Origin of the sequence: Pyxidicoccus sp. MSG2 (assembly GCF_026626705.1) — a bacterium.
In the GTDB taxonomy this organism is placed as follows: Bacteria; Myxococcota; Myxococcia; order Myxococcales; family Myxococcaceae; genus Myxococcus.
Genome location: NZ_JAPNKC010000001.1, coordinates 1,118,259 through 1,141,215, shown reverse-complemented (window position 1 = coordinate 1,141,215; position 22,957 = coordinate 1,118,259). Strand labels below are relative to the sequence as shown.

At 71.3% G+C, this 22,957-nt stretch carries 17 protein-coding genes; 9 read left to right on the top strand and 8 right to left on the bottom strand.

What is annotated here, in order from left to right:
* Window positions 1-18: 18 nt before the first annotated feature.
* A complete protein-coding gene (locus tag OV427_RS04665) occupies window positions 19-1,512 on the bottom strand; it encodes a mechanosensitive ion channel family protein (RefSeq protein WP_267854903.1) in 1,494 nt (497 codons plus the stop codon).
* An 83-nt stretch (window positions 1,513-1,595) separates the two neighbouring features.
* On the opposite strand from OV427_RS04665, the gene holB reads away from it, so the two are divergent.
* From holB to OV427_RS04645, 4 genes are all read left to right on the top strand, one after another.
* On the top strand, window positions 1,596-2,630 hold the full coding sequence (holB, locus tag OV427_RS04660) for a DNA polymerase III subunit delta' (protein WP_267854902.1): 1,035 nt from the start codon (window positions 1,596-1,598) through the stop codon (window positions 2,628-2,630).
* Window positions 2,627-3,946, top strand: coding sequence for a DNA polymerase III subunit delta (holA, locus tag OV427_RS04655; RefSeq protein ID WP_267854901.1), 1,320 nt, complete (start codon window positions 2,627-2,629; stop codon window positions 3,944-3,946). Before holB ends, holA begins: the two co-directional genes overlap by 4 nt.
* A 98-nt stretch (window positions 3,947-4,044) precedes the next feature.
* Window positions 4,045-4,506 (top strand): hypothetical protein, encoded by a 462-nt coding sequence (locus OV427_RS04650; protein ID WP_267854900.1) that lies wholly within the window; start codon window positions 4,045-4,047, stop codon window positions 4,504-4,506.
* A gap of 336 nt (window positions 4,507-4,842) precedes the next feature.
* On the top strand, window positions 4,843-6,753 hold the full coding sequence (locus OV427_RS04645) for a M4 family metallopeptidase (RefSeq protein WP_267854899.1): 1,911 nt from the start codon (window positions 4,843-4,845) through the stop codon (window positions 6,751-6,753).
* A 118-nt stretch (window positions 6,754-6,871) separates the two neighbouring features.
* On the opposite strand, the gene OV427_RS04640 is transcribed toward OV427_RS04645, so the two are convergent.
* Window positions 6,872-7,684, bottom strand: a complete 813-nt coding sequence (locus OV427_RS04640; protein WP_267854898.1) for an NRDE family protein — start codon at window positions 7,682-7,684, stop codon at window positions 6,872-6,874.
* A gap of 115 nt (window positions 7,685-7,799) precedes the next feature.
* Here OV427_RS04640 and metG point away from each other — a divergent pair, with 115 nt between their 5' ends.
* From metG to OV427_RS04625, 3 genes are read left to right on the top strand one after another with little or no spacing between them, the layout of a single operon-like run.
* Window positions 7,800-9,941 carry a methionine--tRNA ligase gene (metG, locus tag OV427_RS04635; protein WP_267854897.1) on the top strand — a complete coding sequence of 714 codons (2,142 nt, stop codon included), beginning with the start codon at window positions 7,800-7,802 and terminating at the stop codon, window positions 9,939-9,941.
* A 1-nt stretch (window position 9,942) separates the two neighbouring features.
* Entirely contained in the window at window positions 9,943-10,917 is a 975-nt protein-coding gene (locus OV427_RS04630) for a HEAT repeat domain-containing protein (protein WP_267854896.1), read from the top strand.
* Window positions 10,914-11,690 (top strand): TatD family hydrolase, encoded by a 777-nt coding sequence (locus OV427_RS04625; protein ID WP_267854895.1) that lies wholly within the window; start codon window positions 10,914-10,916, stop codon window positions 11,688-11,690. The genes OV427_RS04630 and OV427_RS04625 overlap by 4 nt, the downstream gene beginning before the upstream one ends.
* Here OV427_RS04625 and OV427_RS04620 read toward each other — a convergent pair.
* The 5 genes from OV427_RS04620 to OV427_RS04600 form a co-directional block, all read right to left on the bottom strand.
* Window positions 11,677-13,650, bottom strand: a complete 1,974-nt coding sequence (locus OV427_RS04620; protein WP_267854894.1) for an HD domain-containing phosphohydrolase — start codon at window positions 13,648-13,650, stop codon at window positions 11,677-11,679. The genes OV427_RS04625 and OV427_RS04620 overlap by 14 nt on opposite strands.
* Before the next feature lie 16 nt (window positions 13,651-13,666).
* Window positions 13,667-15,211 (bottom strand): 3'-5' exoribonuclease YhaM family protein, encoded by a 1,545-nt coding sequence (locus OV427_RS04615; RefSeq protein ID WP_267854893.1) that lies wholly within the window; start codon window positions 15,209-15,211, stop codon window positions 13,667-13,669.
* A 49-nt stretch (window positions 15,212-15,260) separates the two neighbouring features.
* Complete coding sequence (locus OV427_RS04610) at window positions 15,261-16,400, bottom strand: class I SAM-dependent rRNA methyltransferase (RefSeq protein WP_267854892.1); 1,140 nt, start codon at window positions 16,398-16,400, stop codon at window positions 15,261-15,263.
* 195 nt (window positions 16,401-16,595) lie between these two features.
* Window positions 16,596-16,964 carry a hypothetical protein gene (locus tag OV427_RS04605; RefSeq protein ID WP_267854891.1) on the bottom strand — a complete coding sequence of 123 codons (369 nt, stop codon included), beginning with the start codon at window positions 16,962-16,964 and terminating at the stop codon, window positions 16,596-16,598.
* 26 nt (window positions 16,965-16,990) lie between these two features.
* Window positions 16,991-18,586 (bottom strand): NAD(P)/FAD-dependent oxidoreductase, encoded by a 1,596-nt coding sequence (locus OV427_RS04600; RefSeq protein WP_267863360.1) that lies wholly within the window; start codon window positions 18,584-18,586, stop codon window positions 16,991-16,993.
* 321 nt (window positions 18,587-18,907) lie between these two features.
* Between OV427_RS04600 and OV427_RS04595 the strand changes: the two genes are divergently transcribed.
* Window positions 18,908-19,111: a hypothetical protein gene (locus tag OV427_RS04595; protein ID WP_267854890.1), complete on the top strand. Its 204-nt coding sequence runs from the start codon at window positions 18,908-18,910 to the stop codon at window positions 19,109-19,111.
* 93 nt (window positions 19,112-19,204) lie between these two features.
* On the opposite strand, the gene OV427_RS04590 is transcribed toward OV427_RS04595, so the two are convergent.
* Window positions 19,205-19,900: a diacylglycerol kinase family protein gene (locus OV427_RS04590; RefSeq protein WP_267854889.1), complete on the bottom strand. Its 696-nt coding sequence runs from the start codon at window positions 19,898-19,900 to the stop codon at window positions 19,205-19,207.
* 78 nt (window positions 19,901-19,978) lie between these two features.
* On the opposite strand from OV427_RS04590, the gene OV427_RS04585 reads away from it, so the two are divergent.
* Window positions 19,979-22,861, top strand: a complete 2,883-nt coding sequence (locus OV427_RS04585; protein WP_267854888.1) for an N-acetylmuramoyl-L-alanine amidase — start codon at window positions 19,979-19,981, stop codon at window positions 22,859-22,861.
* Window positions 22,862-22,957: the final 96 nt, after the last annotated feature.

The following is a 22,957-nucleotide window of genomic DNA, read 5'->3' as shown; positions in this document are numbered from 1 at the left end:
GCCCGCGCGCGGCGCCGCTCAGTCGTGCGTCGCGTTGAGCCCGAAAATCTGCCGCAGCCTTCCGAGGATGCGGCCCACCTCGGCGGGGATGGGGTCCGCGCCTCCGCCGCCGGCCTGGGCCAGCGCGCGAAGCTGGGTGCGCCGCTGGGCGAGCAGGGCGGAGAGCTGCCGCGCCAGCCCGGGGTACTGCTCGAACATGCGCGCGAAGGTGGGCCGGTCCACCTCGAGCAGCAGGGAGTCCTCCACCGCCACCACCGTGGCCGCGCGCTTCTCGCCCGTCAGCAGCGACATCTCCCCGAAGTAGCCGCCGCGCCCCAACCGCGTCACCTCGGCCTGCAGCTTCCCCGCGCGCACGCTGACCTCGCCGGACGCGAGCACGTAGAAGGTGCGGCCGTCATCACCCTCCTGGATGATGCGCTCGCCCTTGCCGAAGCGGTGCACGACCACCTCCTGGCGCAGCCGGTCCAGGTCTTCCGGGCCCAGCGGCTGGAAGAGGTCCACCGCGCGCAGCAGGCTCCGCACCGTGTCCTCGGACAGCTCCGTGCGCGCCACCTCCTGCCGCACGTGCACCGTGCGCTGCGGGTAGGGGATGTCGATGTTCTCCCGCCGCAGCCGGTACCAGAGCCGCGTGTGCAGTTCCTCCTTCACCGCGTCCGCCAGCGCATAGTCCGCCAGGAAGAAGCGCACCATGTAGCGGATGCACGACTCGTCGTACGCCAGCGTGCGGGCCAGGGGCGGCGGCTCCACGAGGACCTGCGGAATCTCCCGCATCACGTCCAGCAGCGTCGCCTTCACCTGGTTGGGCGGGGCGTCGTGGGCAATCCTCAGCTCCACGTCGACGCCCACCGGCTCCTGGTCCTCGGAGAAGTTCTGCACCAACTCCTTGGCCACCATGCTGTTGGGCAGGGTGATGAGCTCGCGCCGGAAGGTGGCCAGGCGGATGGAGCGCCAGCCGATGTGCACCACGCGCCCCGCATGGCTGCCGATGCGGATGATGTGACCCACCTCGAAGGGCCGGTCCAGTTGCAGCGACAGGCCGGCGAAGAGGTTGCCCAGCGTCTCCTGGAGCGCCAGGCCCATCACCACCGACAGCACCGCGGACGTCGCCACCAGGCCGGTGAGGTCCAGCGAGAGCTGCGTCTTGAGGATGGGCACCGCCGCCAGCGCGTACAGCGTGAAGTCGATGACGTCCCGCAGGATTTTCGGAGGCGCCTCCGAGCGCGCGCGCAGCCGCATCAGCTTCAGTCCGAAGCCCACGCTCGCGCGGATGAGTCCGAAGGCGAACGTCAGCATCCAGCCGACGCGCACCACCTTCACCAGGACCGTGGGCGCCGTTTCCGGAAGCGTCCAGGCCACCGTCCTCAGCACCAGGAAGGCGATGAGCAACCGGATGGCGCCGTTCAGGTCGCGCTGCAGGTGCTTGTCCTGGGTCGCCGTGCGGACCGCCAGCAGGATGACCGCCAGCAGGGCGCCCAGCGCCAGGGACAGGTTGCTCTGGAGGAGGGAAAGCAAGGCCTTCCCATGTCACCAGCGCGTTACGGGAGGGTCAAGGCAGGCTTGTTGACGGGTGCCACGCCTCCGGGGATACACGCCTCATGACGCTGGCATCGGTACAGGGACAGCCCCGCGCGATTGATGCACTCCAGGCGGCATTGCGCGGCGGCGCGGTGCACCACGCGTATCTCTTCGCCGGGCCGGAGGGTGTGGGCAAGGAGCTGGCCGCGGTGGGACTGGCCCAGGCGCTCACGTGCCCCGAGCAGCCGGACGTGGGCTGTGGCACCTGCGCGAGCTGCGTGCGTATCGCCAGGGGCCTGCATCCGGACGTCACCTGGGTGATGCCGGATGACGAGCGCGTGTCGCGCGGGCTGGCGGGGCGCTCGGACTTCACGGGCACGCCCAGCCGCGAGCTGCGCGTGGAACAGATTCGCGGCCTCCAGGAGCGGCTCGCGCTGCGCGGCCTGGAGTCGAAGCGCAAGGTGGCCATCATCATCTCCGCGCAGGCGATGAACGTGCAGGCGCAGAACGCCTTCCTGAAGACGCTGGAGGAGCCGCCCTCGGAGACGACGCTCATCCTGGTGGCCAGCGCGATGGACAAGCTGCTGCCCACCATCCGCAGCCGGTGCAGCAAGGTGCACTTCGGCCCGCTGCCGGTGGAGCTCATCGCGAAGCGCGTGCAGGAGGAGCGCAAGCTGGACGCGGACACCGCCACGCTCGCGGCCATCATGGCCGGAGGCAGCCTGGGCCGCGCGCTGGCGCTGGACGTGGATGCGCTCTCCCAGCGCAAGGACGTCGTCACCGCCTTCGAGTCGCTGCGCGGCGAGGACGCGGTGGGCCTGTTGCGCTTCGCGGAGGCGCACGGCGGCTCGCGCGAGGACGCGGAGGCCGCGCTGGAATTGCTCGTGCTGTGGACGCGCGACGTGGCGCTGGCCCGGGCGGGGATGGAGGACGGGCTGGCGAACCGGGACTTGAAGAACCTGGCGCGCGAGGCGGCCGCGCGCTCCTCGGATGCGCTGCTGCACCGGCGGCACTCGCTGCTGGAGGGCGCGCGCGCGGCCATTGCCCGCAACGGCGCGCCGCGGCTGCAACTCGAGCGCATGCTGATTGAGCTGTTCACGGAGGCCGCACGGTGAGCGCCGAACTCGATGACGTGCTGGCGGAGGTGAAGGCGGGCAAGGTGGCGCCGCTGTACCTCCTGTGGGGCGAGGAGTTCCTGGTCCGCAAGGACGCGGACGAGCTGGTGAAGAAGCTGGTGCCGGACGCGGCCATGGGACTCAACCTGGCCGTGCTGGACGCGGGCAGCCCGCGCGAGGTGGCGCAGGAGCTGGCCACCATGCCGCTGTTCCCCGGGCGCAAGGTGGTGCTGGTGAGAGACCCGGAGTTCCTCGCGCCGAAGAAGGGCCGCGGGGACGCGCTGGGCAAGGCGCGCGAGGCGTGGAAGGCGGGCAAGCGGAAGGAGGGCGCGCGGCGGCTCCTGGCGCTGGCGGCGCGCGCGGGCTGGGGCGTGGAGCAGCTGGACCCGGGCTCGCCCGGCGCCCCCTCCGTGACGCAGTGGAAGGACGAGCTGAACGTGGACCTGGCGGAGGCGGACGTCGCCTTCCTGCACGAGGCGGCCGTCTTCTGCCGCGAGGAGCGCATCTCCGCGCCCGAGGGCGACGTGTCCTCGCTGCTGGAGCTCATCCAGAAGGGTGTGCCGTCCGGGCACGCGCTCGTCATGGCGGCCACCGAGGTGGACGCGAAGAGCCCGCTGGTGAAGCTGGCCCACGACAAGGGCCACGTCGTCGAGCGCAAGGTGGCCGCGCGCCACAAGGACCTGGACCTCTCCGAAATCGCGAAGGAGTTCCTGGCGCCCTTCAAGAAGAAGCTCGGGCCCGGCGCGCTGGACGAGCTGAAGGAGCGCATCGGCGGCAACATCCGCCTGCTCCAGTCCGAGCTGGAGAAGCTGGCCACCTACTCGGAAGGGCCGGCCATCGAGAAGACGGACGTGGCGATGCTCGTCCACCACGCCCGCGAGGAGGAGTTCTTCGAGCTGTCCGAGGCGCTGCAGAAGCGCGACTTCGGCGGGGCGCTCGCCTACGCCACGGACGCCATGGGGCAGGGCACCCACGCGCTGCAGTTGCTGGGCGCGGTGGCCTCCATCGTCCGCTCGCTCCTGGAGAGCCACGAGTGGCTGTGGCGCTACGCCGGGGGCAACCCGCCGCGCTCGGCGAAGGACGTGGAGGCGCGCGTGCTTCCCCGGCTGGAGGCGGAGCTGAAGGGCACGAAGCGGAAGATGCCCAACGCGTGGGCGCTCACCTTCAGCATGAAGGCCGCGGCCGGCTACGAGCGGCGGGAGTTGCTGGGCGCGCTGGTGGCGTGCGCGGATGCCGACCTGGCGCTCAAGTCGTCCGCCAACGGGCGACTGGTGATTGAGCGGCTGCTGGCCACGGTATGCCTCCGCGCCGCGTGAGCGCTCCCCGGGGAGCGGAGGGAGGGGGCGCCGCCCTGGCCCCCGCCCCGGCGCTTCCGGGTGCATGCGCGCCCGGGTTTCGGTAGAGGAGGCCCGCCATGGCGGACAAGCGTCGCTTCGACCTCTTCGCGGATTTTCTCGTGTCGCGCTTCGCGGCCCCTCGCGTCTTCGACGTCGCGGGAGGGCAGGGGCGTCTCAACGAGGCGCTGACGCAGCGCGGCCGCGCCGTCACGACGTTCGACTTGAGGCACAAGCACCTGCCCGTCACCTATGCCCAGCGCATCTTCACCCTCGACGAGCCGTGCGAGGCGGAGCTGGTGGTGGGCATGCACCCGGACGGCGCCACCCGCGTCATCATCGAGTACGCCGCGAAGCACCGGCTGCCCTTCGCCGTGGTGCCGTGCTGCTCGGACAACGGCATGCCCTACAACCCGTGGATGCGGCACCTCGCCGAGCTGGCCCGCGCGGCCGGCTTCGCCACCGTGGAGGAAGTGAAGCTCTCCATGGACGGGCGCGCCCGCGTGCTGGTGGGTGAGCCGGGCCCTCGTGTGTCGGATTGAGGGCATTTGTTACCCGTGTAAAGTTGCAAGGCAAAGCAGTTCTCGACTATAATTGGCGCCTGCCCTCAAAACAGACACCCATACTTCCGGTGTGTCGTTTGGGAGGACAGGGCTGGAGGACTGAGTTCCCGAGTGGAGGGGCTCGTTTTCCGGGCTTTTCTGTAAATACCCCATACATTCCGCGCGGTGCGGTGCGCGACATCCGTGTGCCACCGGAGGGTGGGCAGGCGCGGCGCTTATAGAGTGCATCGCGGGTGCTCAAGACGTTGGCCCGAACCGTGCTCATGGGGGAGCGCCCGCCAGCGCCCCGCAGGCGGGTTCAAAGGAGCTCCCCCCTTGGTTCGAACCCGTATCCTTGCCGCCCTCCTGGTCCTCCCCCTGACCGCTTGCGAGATGAGCGGCGACGCGACGTCTCAGGGCACGCAGAAGACCGACGAGCTGTCGGATGTGACGAGCTCGCTGGCCTCCATGCCCGGCGCCGAAGTCGTGGGCCGCCATGATGACGGCGTTCCCTTCCTCATCCGCGGTCGCCTGGGCACCGTGGACAGCGCCGTCCGCGGCTTCGCGGGTGCGGACTCGGTGCGTGCCGTCAGCTCCATGCTGCCGAGCATCGCCGGCTCCTTCCGCCTGCGCGCCGAGGACCTGGTGGTGAGCCGGGTCAGCGTGGACGAGCAGGGCTTCACGCACATCCGCTACAACCAGATGAAGAACGGCCTCCCCGTGGTCGGCCAGGAGCTGGCCATCCACCTGGACCCGGAAGGCAACATCGTCATGGCCAACGGCTCGGCCCGTGACGGCGAGTTCGGCGTGCCCGCGACGGCGCGCATCGCCGCCCAGTCGGCGAAGACGGCCGCCCTGCGCAACACCGTGGGCACCCGGCTCGAGATCGACGGCCAGCCCCGGCTCGTCTACCTGCGCGCCGGTCAGGCGCAGAAGCTGACCCTGGCCTACGAGGTGGTGGTGACGGGTGAGGGCGCCCAGCTGCCCATCCGCGACCACGTCTTCGTGGACGCCACCACCGGCGTCGTCGCCGACCGCGTGACGGACATCCACTCGGCCCTCAACCGCGCCGTGTACAGCGCGAACAACGGCAGCAGCCTGCCGGGCACCCTGCGCCGCAGCGAGGGCGGGGCGACCACGGGCGACGCCCACATCGACCAGAACTACGACCAGCTCGGGTTCACGTACAACTGCTACAAGACCATCTTCAACCGCGACTCGTACAACAACGCGGGCGCGCAGCTGAAGAGCTCGGTGCACTACAGCACCAACTACGTCAACGCCTACTGGAACGGCAGCCAGATGGTGTACGGCGACGGCGACGGCGTGAACTCCGGCATGCTCGGCAAGGACGCCGACGTGACGGTGCACGAGCTGACCCACGCCGTGACGTCGTCCGAGTCCAACCTCACGTACTCCAACGAGTCCGGCGCCCTCAACGAGGGTATGTCCGACATCTTCGCGGCCGTCTGCGAGTCCTGGTCCACCAGCTGGTCCACCAGCGCGGACGTGTGGATGATTGGCGAGGACATCTGGACGCCGGGCACCGCGGGTGACGCGCTCCGCTACATGGCGAACCCGACGCAGGACGGCTCGTCGAAGGACTACTACCCCGAGCGCTACACGGGCACCTCCGACAACGGCGGCGTGCACTGGAACTCGGGTATCGCCAACCTGGCGTTCAAGCTGCTCGCCACGGGTGGCACGCACCCGCGCGGCAAGACCACGGTCAGCGTGACAGGCGTGGGCGTGGAAGTGGCCGCCCGCATCTTCTACAAGGCCAACACGGACCTCTTCACGGCGTCCACCACCTTCGCCCAGGCGAAGACGTACACCGTGACGGCGGCTTCGCAGCTGGGCTACAGCGCGGCCATCCAGGACTCGGTGACCAAGGCCTGGGAAGCGGTGGGCGTGGGCGTGACGACGCCTCCTCCGGCCTGCACCCTGCTGACCAACGGCGTGGCCACGACGGGCATCTCCGGTGCGTCGGGCTCGCAGAAGTTCTACTGCATCGACGTGCCGGCCTCGAAGGCCTCCTCGTTCGTCCTCAGCGGCGGCACGGGTGATGCGGACATGTACGTGAAGTACAACGCGGCCCCGACGACGTCCTCGTACGACTGCCGCCCGTACCTCTCCGGCAACAACGAGTCGTGCAGCATCGCCGCGAAGACGACGGCCGGTCGCTTCTACATCATGCTGAACGGCTACTCGACCTACAGCGGCGTCTCGCTCAAGGCGACCTACTAGCCTGAGGCGAAGCGTGGGGCCGGGTGCCTGAAGCCCGGTCCTCGCTGCACGGATTCCGCCTCCGGGGCCTCGCGCCTCGGGGGCGGTTTCTTTTTGGGGGGGCCTGCCTTCGGGGCATTCAGCCCGTGGCGGCCTCGGAAGCCGGTGTGAGCAGCCCGGTGACGTCCTTCCACGGGCCCTGGCAGGGCGCCGCTTCCGTGGCCAGGTAGTGCCCCACGCGCCCCGGCGCGAGCGTCACGATGGCCGACGAGCGCGTGCCATATGCGGGCGTGTGGATGCACAGCGCCTGGAGCTGCCGGAGGAAGTCCCGCGGCAGGTCCTCCCCGGTGGCCGGCACCGGGATGTCCTCGAGCGCGGGCAGCGTCGCGTCCGCCAGCAGCGCCTTCAGCCCGGCCTCCAGCTGGGGCCAGGGCCGGTGCGCCACCTCCGCCGCGAGCAGCCGGGCCCGCTCCACCTTGGGCAGGGCAGGGGAGTCCAGCACGTCATTGGGCAGCACGTGGATGCCAGGAGGCACGTCCTCCCGCCGCAGCCGCTTGTCGCCCGGACGGGCATAGGCCACCCGGAGCCTCCGCGCGTCCCCGTAGAGGAGGTTGAAGGGGAGGAACTCGTCGCCGGGCAGGGTGTCCAGATAGCGCTCGATGGCCTCCACGCTCCCCGCTTCCAGGGCGCGCAGCACCACCTCGCCCCGCGAGCGGGGGGCCGGACCCTGGCCTCGCCCGCCCCTCTGGTTCGTCAGGCCGACGAAGACTCCTTCGTTGGTTAAACCCATCCACGTCCCACCGCGCTCCACGTCGCGCCCGCCGACGGTACGAGGGGACTCCCGAAGCACCTGGGGGCCGGTGGCGGGGCGGGCGTAGAACTCGTCCCGGTTGGCCGCGAGCACCAGCGGCCACTCCGGGTGGACCTGGTTGAGGATGACGATGGTGCACATGCGTATCCGGTCGATAACATCTCCGGCCCCTCGGCGCATTCGTGCCCGGGGCCCTCACGCCGTCGATGACCTCGGCCACCCGAGCGGCTAAGGTCCGCCGCCCTCAGGAGAATCCATGGCTGAGAGAATTCTCGTCACCAGCGCGCTGCCCTACGCGAACGGTCCGGTCCACATCGGCCATGCCGTCGAGTACGTCCAGACCGACATCTACGTCCGGTTCCTCCGCTCATGCGGCAAGGACGTCGTCTACTTCTGCGCGGACGACACCCACGGCACCCCCATCGAAATCAACGCGGCGAAGCAGGGCATCAAGCCCGAGGAGTTCATCGCCCGCTTCCACGACGAGCACCAGCGCGACTTCCACGACATGGACATCCGCTTCGACTACTTCCACTCCACCAACTCGCCGGAGAACCGCCACTACGCGGAGCTCATCTACGGGCGGCTGAAGGAGAAGGGCGACATCGAGCGGCGCACCATCGAACAGGCGTACTGCGAGGTGGACCGCCGCTTCCTGCCGGACCGCTTCATCAAGGGCACCTGTCCCAACTGCAAGTCGCCGGACCAGTACGGCGACGCCTGCGAGAAGTGCGGCAAGGCCTACGCGCCCACCGACCTCATCGAGCCCCACTGCGCCCTGTGCAAGACGCCGCCGGTGCGCCGCAACTCCGAGCACCTGTTCTTCAAGCTGTCGCGCCACGCGGACTTCCTCCAGTCCGTGCTGCGCCGGCCCGGCTTCATCCACCCGGGCCTGGCCACCCAGCTCCAGGGCTTCTTCGAGAAGGGCCTGTCGGACTGGGACATCAGCCGCGACGGCCCCTACTTCGGCTTCGCGATTCCGGGCGAGACGGACAAGTTCTTCTACGTCTGGCTGGACGCTCCCATCGGCTACATCGCCACCACGGAGAAGTGGGCGAAGGAGACGGGGAAGGCGAAGAGCGCGCTGGACTACTGGGACGCGGGCAGCCCGTCGCGCATCATCCACTTCATCGGCAAGGACATCGTCTACTTCCACGCCCTGTTCTGGCCGGCCGTGCTCAACGTCGCGGGCCTGCACGTGCCGAACGAAATCAAGGTGCACGGCCACCTCACGGTGAATGGCGAGAAGATGTCGAAGAGCCGCGGCACCATGGTGCCGGTGCGGGACTACCTGAACCAGCTGGACCCCAGCTACCTGCGCTACTTCTACGCGGCCAACCTGGGCGCGGGCGTGGAGGACCTGGACCTCAGCCTCAAGGACTTCCGCGAGCGGGTGAACGGCGAGCTGGTCAACAACGTGTGCAACCTGGCCAACCGCGCCCTGTCGCTGCTGGCGGGGCCGCTGGAGAAGCGGCTGGCGCCGGGCCGCGCCGAGGGGCCGGGCCGCGCGCTGGTGGAGTCCGCGCTCGCCCGCGTGCCCGAGGTGCGCGCCGCGTTCGACAAGCTCGAGTACCGCAACGCGATTCGCGCGATTACGGACATCGCCTCGGCCGCCAACGCCTTCGTCCAGACGCAGGCTCCGTGGGCGGCCGTCCGCAAGCCCGAGACGGCCGAGGGTGCGCGCGCGGACCTGTCCGACGTGGCGGACGTGGTGTACCTGCTGGGCGCGCTGCTCGCCCCGGTGACGCCGCGCCTGTCGGAGAAGCTCTTCGCGCAGCTCGGTGCGCCGGCGCTGATGTTCCAGGCGCTGGAGGGCGCGAAGTACCCGCTGCTGGACCGCAGCCGTCCCACCGGCACCCCGGAGCCGCTGCTGCCCCGGCTGGAGCCGGAACGCGTCAACGCCATCATCAAGACCCCGGAAGGCGCTCCGCAGGCCGCGGAAGCGAAGCCCGCCGGGGGCAAGGAGAAGAAGAAGGTGGAGAGCGACAAGAAGCCCGCCGCCGCGCCGCCGCCCGCGGGTGCCGGTGCCACCCAGGCCTCGCCCGGGGCGGGCGCCAGTGAGGCGCCGGGGGAAATCGAGTACGCGGACTTCGCCAAGGTGGTGCTGAAGGCGGGCCGCGTCGTCGTCGCCGAGAAGGTGAAGGACGCGGACAAGCTCCTGAAGCTCACCGTGGACGTGGGCGAGCCCACGGGCCCGCGCACCATCGTCTCCGGCATCGCCGAGGCGTACGCGCCGGAGTCACTCACCGGGCGCCGCGTGGTGGTGGTGGCCAACCTCAAGCCGCGCAAGCTGCGGGGAATCGAATCGCGCGGCATGCTCCTGACGGCCGGTCCGGGCGGCAAGGACCTGTCGCTGCTGGACCCGGGCGACATGCCCCCGGGCAGCGAGGTGAAGTGACGTGACGGACTGGCGCGCCGAGCGCGACCGCGCCCTGCTGACGTTGGAGCGCGAGAAGCGCCCGGCGCTCCGGGCCGAGGCCGCGGACCAGCTCTACCACCTGGCCCTCGAGTCCCCGGCGCGCGCGCCCGACTTCACCGACGTGCTCACCCGGCTGCTGGTGGACTCGCAGCCGGAGGTGCGCCGCTCGGGGGTGGGGCTGGCCGCCGTGGTGCTGCCCCCGGAGGAGCTGTCGGGCATGCTCATCTCCCGGCTGCGCGACGACGAGTGGCTGGTGCGCCTGGAGGCCACCGGCCGGCTCGCGGACCTGGCGCGGCCGGAGTTGCGCGGGGCGCTGGCGAGCATGCTGGAGGACCCGATGCCCGAGGTCCGCTTCGAGGCGGCGCGCGGCATCGCCGCCCTCAGACACCCCGCCGGCCTGGACATCCTGGTGGAGGCGCTGGACGCGGACCTGCTGCGCTTCCGCGCCCTGGGCGCGATTGGCGAATTGGAGGACCCGCGCGCACTGCCCGCGGTGAAGCGCCTGTTCCGCCGCTGGCTGCTGCCTGCCTTCGACAAGACGCAGGCCGCGGGGGTGCTCGCGCAGCTCGGGGACCCGGAGGGCGCCACGTACCTCCTGGCGCGGACGCGGAAGAAGTGGAGCACGGACCGCGCGCTGGCCGTGGAGCTGTGCGGCGCGGTGAAGGCGCCCGGCGCGCTGGAGCGACTGAAGGAAATCCTCGAGGACGCCAAGGACGAGTGTCGCGGGGCCGCCGCGCGCGGGCTGGGCCGGCTGGGTGATGCGCGGGCGCTGCCCTGGCTGCTCGTGCTGCTGGACGAGCAGGGCGCCGCGGAGGACTACCGCCTGGACGCCGCGGACGCGCTCTGGCGGCTGGGCCTGCCGGAGGGACGCGAGCGGGTGCGCGCCTCCATCCCCACCTTCACCTCACCCGAGGCACGCACGGAGCTGGAAGAGCTGCTGCTGGAGGAGACATGAGACTCGTCGACGCCCACTGTCATCTCGAGGTGAAGGACTACCCGGACGTGGCCGCCATCCTCGACGGGGCCCGCGCCGCCGGCCTCGTCCACGCGATTGTGGTGGGCCAGTTCCACGGGCCGGGCGACTGGGGCAACGCGCTGGAGTTGGCCGCCGCGCACCCGGACTTCCTGTCGCCCACGCTGGGCATCCATCCCCACGAGGCCGCGCGAGCCACCGAGGCGGACTTCGCCATGCTGGAGGCGACGTGCGCCCGGCCGGAGGTGCGTGCGGTGGGGGAGGCGGGCCTGGACTACTACTACGACCATTCGCCCCGGGAGGTGCAGGCGACCGTCTTCCGGCGCCAGTGCGCCCTGGCGCGCCAGCTGGCCAAGCCGCTGGTGGTGCACGTGCGCGACGCGCATGACGACTGCGAGGGCGTGCTGCGCGAGGTGGGGCTGTCCCGCGGCGTCATCCACTGCTTCACCGGGGACACGGCCGCGGCGCGGCGCTACCTGGACCTGGGCTTCTTCCTGTCCCTGTCCGGCGTCGTCACCTACAAGAACGCGCAGGCGCTGCAGGACGCGGTGCGCTTCGCGCCGCTGGACCGGCTGATGGTGGAGACGGACAGCCCGTACCTCGCGCCGGTGCCGCACCGCGGGCGGAAGAACCAGCCCGCGCACGTGGTGGAGACGGCGCGCAAGGTGGCGGAGTTGAAGGGCGTGACGCTGGAGGAGGTGGCGGCCACCACCACCGCCAACGCCTCCGCCCTCTTCGGCCTCAGCCTGGGCTGACGGCGCCGGCCAGGGCCAGCAGGTCCTGCAGGTCCTGGTCCATCTGCGGCACGTCCAGCAGCAGCGCGTCCGGGTCGTACTGGAAGTCCGCCTGCTTCAGCTTCAGCAGCGCCTGCAGGGCGGGCTCTCCGGAGTGGCCTCCGAAGGAGGCGAAGACGACGCGGCCGCGCTCCAGGTGGAGGTAGCCCTCCAGCGTGTGCTGGCGCAGGTGCAGCCGCCCATTCTTGAATCCGCCGGAGAGCGTGCGCAGCAGCTCCTTCGGAGGCAGCTCGTCGAAGCTGCCCCGCACCACGCGGCCCGGGCCGTTGTGCAGCACCCGGTCCTCGAGGAGGGTGCTCACCGCCTTGGCGATGACCCCCTTCTCGCCGGGAGCCAGCACCGCCGAGGCGCCGGCCATCACCAGCCGCTCACGCGTGGCCGCGTCCGGCTCGCCCACCACGGCGATGGGCAGCCCCGCCGTCTCCGGCGTCGAGCGCGCCTGCTGAAGCAGGTCCAGCACTTCCTGCTGGCCCAGCCGCAGGCTCACCACCAGCACGTCGCAGTCCTGCCGGGCCAGGCCGTCCTGCGCGCCCTCCACCGTGGACAGCGCATGCGCCACCAGCCCCTGCTTCAGCACCGCCTCCAGCAGCTCGCCGCGCGCTGCCTCGTCCGGCTCCACGACGAGCACCTGCCGGCCCTCGCTCTCCAGCCGGTGGCGCAGCAGCTCGCCGCTCTGGAGCTGGATGACGATGTCCGCCACCACCGGGTCATAGAGCACGCCCGCGTTCTTCCGCAGGTGCTCCAGCGCCTGCTCCTTGGTGAAGGCCTTGCCGTGCGCGTTGCCCGGGTTCTTCGTCAGCTCCAGGAAGCTGTCCACCGCGGCGAGGATGCGCGCGCCCAGGGTGATGTCTTCTCCCTTGGCGCCCTGCGGGGTGCCGGAGCCGTCCCAGGCTTCGTAGAGCTGCGCGAGGATGGTGTTCGTCTGCGTGGGCAGGTGCACCGTCTCGAACAGCTTGGTGGGCACGCGGCACGCCTGCTTCGCCTGGGCCTTCCAGTCGGCGTTGACGGCGTTGCTGGCCAGGGAGAAGTGGCGCTCGGACGGCTTGCCCAGGTCATGGAGGTAGGCGGCGATGGACAGCGCCGCCAGCTCCTTGTGCGGCATGCCCATGCGCTGGCCGACGATGCCCGCCTGGCGCGCGAGCTGCGCGGAGTGTCCGCGGTGGCGCTGCCGGTCCTGCTCCAGCATGCCCACGAGGATGCCCAGCGTCTCCACGTAGTCGGCGTCGCTGACGATGCCGCGGGGCCCGCCCGGCTCGCGCCGCTGGGTGGAGGGGCGGGCGGCCGGGGTGGCGCCGCTGGGGCGGTGCACCCGCAGCCGCGGGTCCGTCTCCATGCGGCCATAGAGGCTGCTCAGCCCCGTCATGCTGCTGCGGCCCGACGTGGTGGTGCGGCTGTGCTCCGCGGCCCCCGTGCGGGACGGGACGGGGGGGCTGGGCTGCGCGCCCGGAGACTCCAGCAGCGCGGTGAAGGCGGTGGGGTCGCCGTAGTAGTGCTTGCGGATGGCCGCGGCGATGGCGCTGCGCAGGCCCACGTACGCGTAGACCTCGGACATGCCGGTGACGAGCGCAATCTCGTCCATCAGCGCCTTGTTCTGCGGCTCGGCGGCGACCACGGAGAGCAGCTTGCGCTCCGGGTCCACCGCCAGCGGCAGCACGTTCTGCGCCTCGGCGAGGCGCACGGGGAGCCTGTCGAGCACCTCGGTGGCGATGCGGGCCTTGGCCAGCTTGTCCGCCGTGACGAAGCGCGTCTGGAACTCGGCGGCGAGGAAGCGCAGCAACCCCGCTTCCTGGAGCAGTCCCAGCTCCACCAGACAGTCCCCCAGCTTGTGGCCGGTGATCTTCTGGTGCTCCAGGGCCTGCTCCACGGCCCCCGCGTTGACGAGGCCGGCCTCGATGAGGCGCTCTCCCAACTTCTTCGCCATGGGCCTTTGAGCTCCCTCAGCTCTCCGAGGAACCCTCGCCGTCCTTGGCCGGGGCCACGGACGTCAGCGCGCTGAAGGGCTTGAAGGTCAGCTCGCGGGGCAGGGAGTTGGCGTCGCGCGGCGGGCGCTCCTCGCGCGGAGGCCTCGGCGGGCGCTCCTCGCGGGGGGGACGCTCCTCACGTGCGCGCTCCTCACGGGGCGGACGCTCGCGGCGCGGCGGGCGCTGGGGCTGCGCACTCGCCTCGGCCGGGGTGGCACCTTCGGTGGCGGGCGCGGCGCCCTGGGGCCTGTCGCCACCCTGGGCCTTGTCGCCGCCCTGCTCGCGGGGCCTGTCGCCCCGGGCCTTGCGCTTCTCCTCGCGCGACTTGCGGCGGCCACCACCGCCCTCCACGGGGGCGCGGCCCCGAGAGGTGGGCGCGGGGGCCTTCCACAGCTGCCGGTCATAGTGGCGCAGCACGTCCGTCCACTTGTCGTTGGAGTCGCGCTGCATGGCCTCCAGCCACGAGGCGATGCGCGAGTCCAGCGAGTCCAGCGCGTGGACGATGTGCGCCTCCAGCGTCATCGGCAGCTTGGGGCTGCCGTACTCGAGCTGGCCGTGGTGGGCGAGGACCAGGTGCGTGAGGTGCTGCTCCAGGAGCGGCGGGAAGCCGGGGATGGCCAGCGTCTTCTCGCGAATCTTCTGCGCCGTCATCACCAGGTGGCCGACGAGCTTCCCTTCGTCGGTGTAGTCGAAGCCCTTCTCGGGCGAGATTTCCGCCACCTTCATCACGTCGTGCAGCAGCGCGCCGGCCAGCAGCAGGTCGCGGTCCGCCATGGGGTAGTGGTCCGCCACCCGCAGCGTCAGCCGCATCACCGACAGCAGGTGCTCGGCCAGCCCGCCACGCCACGCGTGGTGCATGGCCTTCCCCGCGGGCGCAATCGGAAGGCCCGCGGCAATCTGCGGGTCGTCCAGGAAGGCCAGCAGCAACTGCTTCACGTGCGGGTCGTTCACCCGCTCGGACACCATCTCCCGGATGAGGCCGGCGGCGCGCGCGCCACCCGAGCCGTCCCGGGCGCCCTCGGCGGCCTTGCCTTCCTTCGGCTCGGCGCTGGCGCGGGCCTCGCCCTTGTCGGCCTTCTCGGCGCGTGGCTCGCGGGCCTCGGGGGCCTTGGCCTCGGCGGCGGGCTTCGCCTCGGGGGGCGGGGCCGGAGGCGGCTCGAACTCCTTGGGGTCCAGCGGCTCCGGGTCCAGGCGCTCCACGGCCTCCACGACGACCTGGGTGCGGCCGTGGAAGTTGATGACGCTTCCCTGCACCAGCACGAAGTCGCCGGACTGGAACGCGGGCTCCAGGGCGTCCACCTTGTCGAAGATGCGGGCATCCACCTCGCCGCTCTTGTCGACGAGGGTGAGGGCGAGGAACACCTTGCCACTGCGCGCGGTCACCTTCTCCTTCTTCGTGACGCGGAAGACGGTGTTGACGCGGTCCTTCTCGCGCAGATCCGCCGCGTACACCTTGCGGACGGTCTCCACGGAACCCTCCGGGGTGGGGGTGGCGGTCTCGGGCGTGTTTTCGTTGGTCATTTCGGCGGCGGACACTAGCACCAGGAAGGCACTTCCAGGGGAACTCGCGTCAGCTGACTTCCAGCGCCAGGGCGTCGAGGTAGTCCGAGCCGGGGGAGCCGACCAGGGTGGGGTGGTCCGGGGGCAGGCCCAGACGGACCAGCCGGGTGCCGATGCGGGCCTCCGCCTCGCAGGCGGTGGCCACCAGCTCGTCGAAGCCTCCCAGGGCCAGCGGCGGGTGGTAGCCGGCCACCAGCAGCTTCCCCCCGTGCCGGGTGCGTCGCAGGGCGTGGCGCAGCTGCTCCACGAACTCGTCCTCGGACGTCACCCCGGGTGTGTCCAGGAGGACCAGGTCGAAGGTGTCGCGGAGCGCCCTGAGCACCTGGAGGGGCTGGCCCGTGTCCACCGTGGCCCGGCCCAGCAGGCCGTTGGCCTCGGCGTTCTCCCGGGCCAGGTCCGCCGCGTCCGTGTTCCTGTCGAAGGCGAGAATCTGCCGCGCCCCGTGCAGGCCCGCGTGGACGAAGAGGCCGCCCACGTTGCAGCACGCGTCCAGCACCCGGCCGCCGTTGGCCATGCGCGCCACGAAGCGGCGCAGCTCGCGCTGGTCATAGTGGTAGCCGGTGCCCAGGCCGTAGGTGAGGTCCACGGTGAAGCGCGCGCCCAGCTCCAGCAGCCGACACCAGCGGGGCGGGGTGCCGTAGAGGACGTGGGCCCGCTGCGTGGGAAGGCCCAGCGCCTTGCGCCGGGGCGAGTCGTTGCGCAGCAGCACCGAGCCCGCGCCCGTCACCTCCACCAGCGCGCGGGTGATTTCCGCCTGCCGTGCGTCCATGGCGCGCGTCAGCGTCTGCACCACGAAGTGGGTGTCGTACCGGTCCACGATGAGGCCGGGCAGCCCGTCGCCGTCATCGTTGACGACGCGGCAGAAGCGCGGGTCGTCCACCAGCCGGCCGCGCCGCTCGAAGGCGTGGCGCAGGTGGCGGGGGATGAGCCCCTCCACGGCCTCGTCCGGCTGGCCCAGCCGACGCACCGCGTACGAGGACTCCAGGTCCACGTCGCCCAGGCCCAGCACCGAGCCATCCTCGTCGCGGAGCTGTACGGGCTCCCCGGGCTGCGGTGTTCCCTCCATCGAGACGATGTCCTCCCGGCGAAGCCAGGGGGCACCGTGGCGGAGCCGGCGCGCGGCGTCCCGGGACAGATAGGTGCTGAGCAAGGTGTGTCCTCCCTCTCTCGGTTCCCCGCGAGCACCGGCGCCCACGGGCGTCCTCCCAGGGGAGAACATGGGCCGTCGGTCGCCAGCTTGCGGCGAGCGCCGGGCCGCCGCCCGGGAGGGCAGGCGGGGGAGGGAGCGAACCCCGCCCGGCTCAGAAGTCGGAGGGAGCGAACCCCGCCGGACCCAGGAGCCGAATCAGGCCCCGGACGATGGGCGCTTGAACGCCTTGAACGTCACCCGGGTGAGGATGAAGCTGGCCATCAGCGCGAGGACGATGCCCAGAAGGCGCAGGTTCCAGCTGTCGCGGAACAGCAGCGACAGGGCCAGCCCGCCCAGCAGCACCACGCCCAGCACCATCAACGCCTGCCCCCGCTGGGCGGCCCCGGAGGATGCGCGGCGCGCCTGGACGAGCGTCGGGAGGCTGCCCGCCTTGCGCCACTTGGAGGAGTCCTCCTCGCGGACCTCGTCCTCCGGGTCCACCAGCCCCTGGAGGTAGGCCTGCTCGACGTCGAGAAGGCTGGGGTAGACCAGCTCACCGTCCGGCGTGCGTACCACGTAGCGCATGGGGCCCTCCTCCCGGGCGTGTCCCCTCAGGACAGCTCGGTGGCAATCTGCTCAGCGACGCGCAGACCATCAATGGCGGACGATACGATGCCGCCCGCGTAACCACACCCCTCGCCCGCCGGATAGAGTCCCTTGAGGGACACCGACTGCAGGTCCTCCCCGCGCGTAATCCGCACGGGCGACGAGGTCCGGCTCTCGATTCCGATGAGCTTGCCCTCCTCGCTGATGAAGCCGCGCATCTTCCGCTCGAAGGTGCGCAGCGCCTGCTTGATGGACTCGGTGAGCCGCTCCGGGAAGAGGCGGTTCAGGTCCGTGTGGGCCAGGCCCGGCCGGTAGCTGGTGCCGCCCGGGTCCTTCTTCACACGGCCGGCCAGGTAGTCCGGAATCGTCTGGGCCGGAGCGTAGAAGCGCCCCCCGCCCAGCTCATACGCCTTGGACTCCCAGTGGCGCTGGAACTCCAGGCCCGCCAGCGGCCCGCGGAAGCCCTCGCGCTCGAAGTCCGCCACCGACACGGAGACGACGATGCCGGCGTTGGCGTACTTCGCGTTGCGGCGTGAGTTGCTCATGCCGTTGGTGCACTGCAGGCCGTCCTGCGTCGGCGTGGGCACGACGATTCCGCCGGGGCACATGCAGAACGAGTAGACGCCGCGCACCTCGCCGTCCACGTCCAGGTTCTCCGCCAGCTTGTAGTCGGCCGGGGGCAGCTTGGGATTCTTCGCCGCGCTGCCGTACTGGATGCTGTTGATGAGGGCCTGGGGGTGCTCGGCGCGGAAGCCGAGCGCGAAGGGCTTGGCCTCCACGCTCACCTGGCCGTCGGCGGCGAAGCGCTCGTACAGCTCTCGCGCGGAGTTGCCCGGGGCGAGGATGACGCGGTCGCTCTCCAGGGTGCGCCCGTCGGCCAGCTTCACGCCCGCCACGCGCCCGTCGCGGTAGAGGAGGTCCTCCACCCGCTGCTCGAAGTGCACCTCGCACCCGCCCGCGATGAGCTCCTCGCGCAGCTTCGCCACCGCGCCCGGCAGCAGGTCCGAGCCGATGTGCGGCTTGCCCTCGATGAGGATGTGGTCCGGCGCGCCGTACTTCGCGAAGGCTTCAATCACCTTGCGCACCATGGGGTGGTTGATGCGCGTGGACAGCTTGCCGTCCGTGTACGCGCCGGCGCCGCCCTCGCCGAAGTTCATGTTGCTCTCCGGGTCCAGGGAGCCGTCGCGCATCAGCTTCGCCACGTCCTTGCGACGCGTCACCACCTCGCGGCCGCGCTCCAGCAGGATGCTGCGCACGCCGCGCTCCAGCAGGCCCAGGGCGGCGAACAGCCCCGCGGGCCCGGTGCCGATGATGATGGGCCTGCGCTCCGGCGCCTTCACCGGGGGCAGGACGTCCGGAGGCGGAGGCGCCTCGCCCACGTCCGGGGGCAGGCGGCCGGGCTTGCGGCCGGGGGCCAGCTCCACCTCCAGCGTGTAGATGTAGCGGGGGCTGCCCTTCTTCCGCGCGTCCAGCACCGAGCGCACCACGCGCACGGAGGCGAGGTCGGAGCGAGTGACCCCGAGCTTCTCCGCGGCGCGCTGTCCGAGCAGCTCCTCCGGCTCGTCCAGCCACAGCCCGATGTTGTTCACCCGATACGCCATTGCCATTCGCTCCTGGTGGGGGCGCGTATCTCTCCGCACCCATGAAAGATTGCAAGCACTTGAAACCACGGAGTCTCGCGGGGCCCTCGCGGGTGCGTACCCGCTGATGCACCCCCCTCCGCCATCCCCCCGTGCCGACGACAGGTGCGTAACAGTCTTCGCACCCTCCGGGAGGCCATGCCGAGCGCCGGTGTCCTTCAACCCCTGGGAAACGCTGGGGAATCCGTTCGGAAGAGAACGTCTGGCACGGGGGTTGAAGTGTTGACGCCGCATGCTTATGCGGCGACCCCCTCTCTTCGCCGCTTCCTGGAGGCAATCACTGTGAGCACCGACCAAAAGGGCACCCGAATCCTGGCGCGCACCTTCTTCAATCAGCTGCGCGCGAGCGGCTACACGCCGCACCAGGTCATCGGCATCGCCACGGAGCTGCTCGACCTGGTGACCGCGGACCTCAAGGAAGGCGACAAGCCCGTTGCCGTCCAGGCAACACAGGAGCAGGGCTCCGAGTGGCGCCAGCGCGCCTGAGCCCCTAGTCTTCGGACCATCGACCCCGCGGGCGCGCGGGCTCCGGACTGGATTCGGGGCTCCCGCCCGCGTGGAGGCAGTACGGAACCGGCGTCAGCCGGTTTTTTTGTTTCCGCTGACCGGCGAATCAGTCGTCACGGAGGCCGTGGAGCGCTGCTCCCGCCTGCGCTGGTACGCGGCCGCGCCGGCCACGACAATCAGTCCCCCCGTCAGCGCGCTGAAGACCATGCTGGCCGTCCCCAGCGCCAGCAGTCCCAGCAGCGCGAAGGCACCCACGAAGGCGCCCACGTCCACGGCGACGGGGCGGCGCTGCGGCAGCACCAGGACGACGACGCAGGCGGTGAGGGGAAGCCCCAGCGCCACCTGCCGGGTAATGGCTTCCGTGCTGGTGCGGACCGTCTCCCAGTTGCTCACGAGGATGGCGGCGAAGATGACCACCGTGCCCAGCGCCAGCACCAGCACGCCCGCGGCGGCTGCGTCCTTGGCGAGGCGGGCCTTCTCGTCGAACTGCTGGACGGCCAGGTCCACCAGGTGCTCCAGGGCGCTGTTGAGGATTTCCGCGAAGAAGATGAGGAGGACGCAGAAGATGAGCGTCACCTTCTCCGCGAGCCCCAGGGGGATGCCGCTGCCCACCAGTCCCACCAGCACGCCTGAAATCAGGTGCACGCGCATGTTGCGCTGGTGGACGACGGTGTGGATGAGCCCCGCCCACGCGTGGCCGAACGAGGCGAACAGCCCCGAGCCCCGACGGGGAGGGAAGGCGGAGGGTGGCCGGACAGGAACGTTCATCGGAGATTGAAGGGGCGCGCACCCTAGCATCCACGGGTCCGGTTGCCGCTCGGGGTTGAAGGGGTATGGTCTGACCCCGTGAAATCCGCTTCCTACTACCGTTACCGGGCGCGCGTGGGGTGCGCGGCCCTGGCCCTGCTGTTGACGGCCCCCCTGGCCCGGGCCGAAGCCCCGGCTCCCGACGCGCTCCTCGACGAGGGGGCCTGTGGCCTGGAGCCGCCCGGCGTCGAGTACCTCCCGGCGCCCGGCCCCCGGGCGCATGAGTCGCGGCGGTGGTCCGCGTCCGAGCCGCCGGTGGTGCGGCGCGAGGAGCGGGGTGGGGCGGTGCGCTCGGCCCTCTCCGGCGTGCCGCAGACGCGCGTGCGCGGTGGGGCGCTGTCCGGGAAGGTGGTGTACCTGAGCCCCGGCCACGGCTTCACCCGGAGCGCCCCGCTGGACAGGTGGGCCACGCAGCGGCCCAACACCTGGGCGGTGGTGGAGGACCTCATCTCCGCGGAGGTGCTCAACCAGTACCTGCTGCCCATGCTGACGGGGGCGGGGGCCACGGTGGTGCCGGTGCGCGAGCCGGACCTCAACTCGCGCATGGCCCTGCTCGACGCGGGGCAGGAGGGCTACACCGAGACGGGGGACGCGGCCCTCTTCCAGGACTCCACTCAGAAGGGGTGGGGCACGCCGCCTTTTCCCATGGGCAACGCGGTGGAGCCCTTCACGCTGGGCACCACGCGCGTCATGTCCACCGCGCGCACCGCCACCGCGAGCGCGACGTGGGCGCCGGAAGTGCCGGCGGACGGCAACTACCACGTCTATGTCTCCTACGGCTCGGACCCGGCGCGGGCGACGGACGCGCATTACGTGGTGAAGCACGCGGGCGGGGAGAGCCACTTCCGCGTCAACCAGCGGCGCCACGGCGGCACGTGGGTGCTGCTCGGCCGCTTCTACTTCAAGGCGGGCCGGCATCCGGAAGCCGCATCGGTGGTGGCGATGAACGACACGGCGGAAGGCGGCACGGTGTCGCTGGACGCGGTGCGCTTCGGTGGAGGCCGCGGCCTCATCGGCGACGCCGAAATCGCCGCCCTCGACCGGCCCCGCTACGAGGAGTCCGCGCGCTACCACGTGCAGTTCAGCGGCGCGCCGGCGTCCGTGTACGCGCCCACCGGGGCCAACGCGCTGTCCAACGAGCGCAACGCGGACGTCACCGCGCGCCCGCGCTTCGCCGCGTGGCTGCACGAGGAGGGCGAGGACGCGGTGTACGTGGCGTGGCACACCAACGCCGGCACCACCGGCACGGTGACGGGCACGGAGGGCTACGTGTACGGGCCCAACCCGGTGGACGGCACGCTCAACTTCACGGGCGTGGCCGGCAGCGACGTCATGGCCCGCGCGCTGCTGGACGAAATCGGGAGGGACCTCAAGCGCGAGGTGGACCCCAACTGGCGGGTGCGCAGCCTGCGCTCGGCCAACCTGGGCGAGGTCAACCCCACGCACAACCCGGAGATGCCGTCCGTGCTGCTGGAGATGGCGTACCACGACAACATCACCGACTCGAACCGCCTGAAGGAGCCGACCTTCCGCCGCGTGGCGGCGCGCGCCATCCTCCAGGGGCTCATCAAGTACTTCGCCGCGAGGGACAACACGCCGGTGCAACTGCCGCCGGAAGTCCCCGGTGCCGTCGCCGCGCGCAACGGCGCGGCGGGTGCGGTGGAGGTACGCTGGGCGGTGCCCGCCGCCAACCCGGACGAGGAGGGCCACGATGCGCCCACGGGCTACCGCGTCTACCAGAGCGCGGACGGCCTCGGCTGGGACGAGGGCACCGAGGTGACGGGCACCTCCTTCACCACGACGCTGGCGCCGGGCACCGTGCGCTACTTCCGCGTGGCGGCGGTGAGCGCGGGCGGGGAGGGCTTCCCGTCCGCCACCGTTGGCGTGCGGACGCCGACCGGGGCCCAGTCGCCCGTGCTGCTCGTCAACGCCTTCGAGCGGCTGGACTCGTCGCAGGCCTGCGCCGAGGCACTGGACGCGTACGACTTGCAGGCCCCGGTGCGCCTCCTGGTGGAGGCGATGAACGACGGCACCTACGTGCGCCGTCATGGCGAGGCGCTGGCGTATGCGAGCACCGCCTTCGACAGCGCCACGAGCGCGGCGCTGAAGGAGGGGCTCGTCTCGCTGGCGGCCCCGTACACGGTGGTGGACTGGTTCACCGGGCGGGGCGGCGAGGACGGGGCGAGGCCCACGCGCCAGGAGCAGGACGCGCTGCGCGCCTTCGTCACCGGCGGCGGCCATCTGCTGTTGTCCGGCAGCCAGGTGGTGTCCTCGCTCGCGGTGGGGAGCGTGGAGGACCAGGCCTTCCTCGCGGACATCCTCCGCGCGTCGCCGGGCACCGGCTCGGCGCCGCTCGCGGTGGAGGGGCTGGCGGGCGGCTGGCTCTCGGGCCTGCCCGCGGCACTCCTCGATGACGGCACGCACGGGGCCTTCCCGGTGGGCGTGACGGACGTGCTCACCCCCGCGTCCGGGGGCTCGGCGGTGCTGCGCTACCTGGGGACGGACCTGGTGGCGGGCGTGGCCTCCACGCCCGGCGGGCAGGTGCTGCTGCTGGGCGTGCCCTTCGAGGGCATCGTCAGCCCGGCGCGGCGCGCGCAGCTGCTCTCCGCATTCCTGTTGCACGTGGGGGTGCTCGCGCAGCTGCCCCCTCCGCCCGCCGAGGACCCTGGCGGTGCGGGCCCTGGCCTGCTCACCGCCTGCGTGGCCGCGCGTGGGGTGGACCCGCATCCGCCCCCGCCGCCTCCACCGCCGCCGCCTCCGCAGCCCATCGTGCTGGAGGAGTTGCCGCAGTTCTATCCACTCGGAGACTCGGGCTGTGGCTGTGGGGCAGGAGGGGGAACGGGCTCCGGTATCGGCCTGTTGCTCGGGCTGATTGTTCAGCTTCGGCGTGCGCACCGTCGCAAGGGCGACGCGAAGCGTTGACTCGGCGGGAGCGGATGCCTACGGTCGGCGCCCTCGAATTGGACGTGACGTGAAGACACGCGTGGGCACTCGCGCTCACGCCCTGCAAGGAGACTC

Bases quoted from the DNA above. Each gene is read 5' to 3' on its own strand.
- OV427_RS04620 (WP_267854894.1), bottom strand. From the start codon at position 13,650: ATGGCGAAGAAGTTGGGAGAGCGCCTCATCGAGGCCGGCCTCGTCAAC.
- OV427_RS04600 (WP_267863360.1), bottom strand. From the start codon at position 18,586: ATGGCGTATCGGGTGAACAACATCGGGCTGTGGCTGGACGAGCCGGAG.
- OV427_RS04625 (WP_267854895.1), top strand. From the start codon at position 10,914: ATGAGACTCGTCGACGCCCACTGTCATCTCGAGGTGAAGGACTACCCG.
- holB (WP_267854902.1), top strand. From the start codon at position 1,596: ATGACGCTGGCATCGGTACAGGGACAGCCCCGCGCGATTGATGCACTC.
- OV427_RS04615 (WP_267854893.1), bottom strand. From the start codon at position 15,211: ATGACCAACGAAAACACGCCCGAGACCGCCACCCCCACCCCGGAGGGT.
- OV427_RS04650 (WP_267854900.1), top strand. From the start codon at position 4,045: ATGGCGGACAAGCGTCGCTTCGACCTCTTCGCGGATTTTCTCGTGTCG.
- OV427_RS04590 (WP_267854889.1), bottom strand. From the start codon at position 19,900: ATGAACGTTCCTGTCCGGCCACCCTCCGCCTTCCCTCCCCGTCGGGGC.
- OV427_RS04640 (WP_267854898.1), bottom strand. From the start codon at position 7,684: ATGTGCACCATCGTCATCCTCAACCAGGTCCACCCGGAGTGGCCGCTG.
- metG (WP_267854897.1), top strand. From the start codon at position 7,800: ATGGCTGAGAGAATTCTCGTCACCAGCGCGCTGCCCTACGCGAACGGT.
- OV427_RS04605 (WP_267854891.1), bottom strand. From the start codon at position 16,964: ATGCGCTACGTGGTACGCACGCCGGACGGTGAGCTGGTCTACCCCAGC.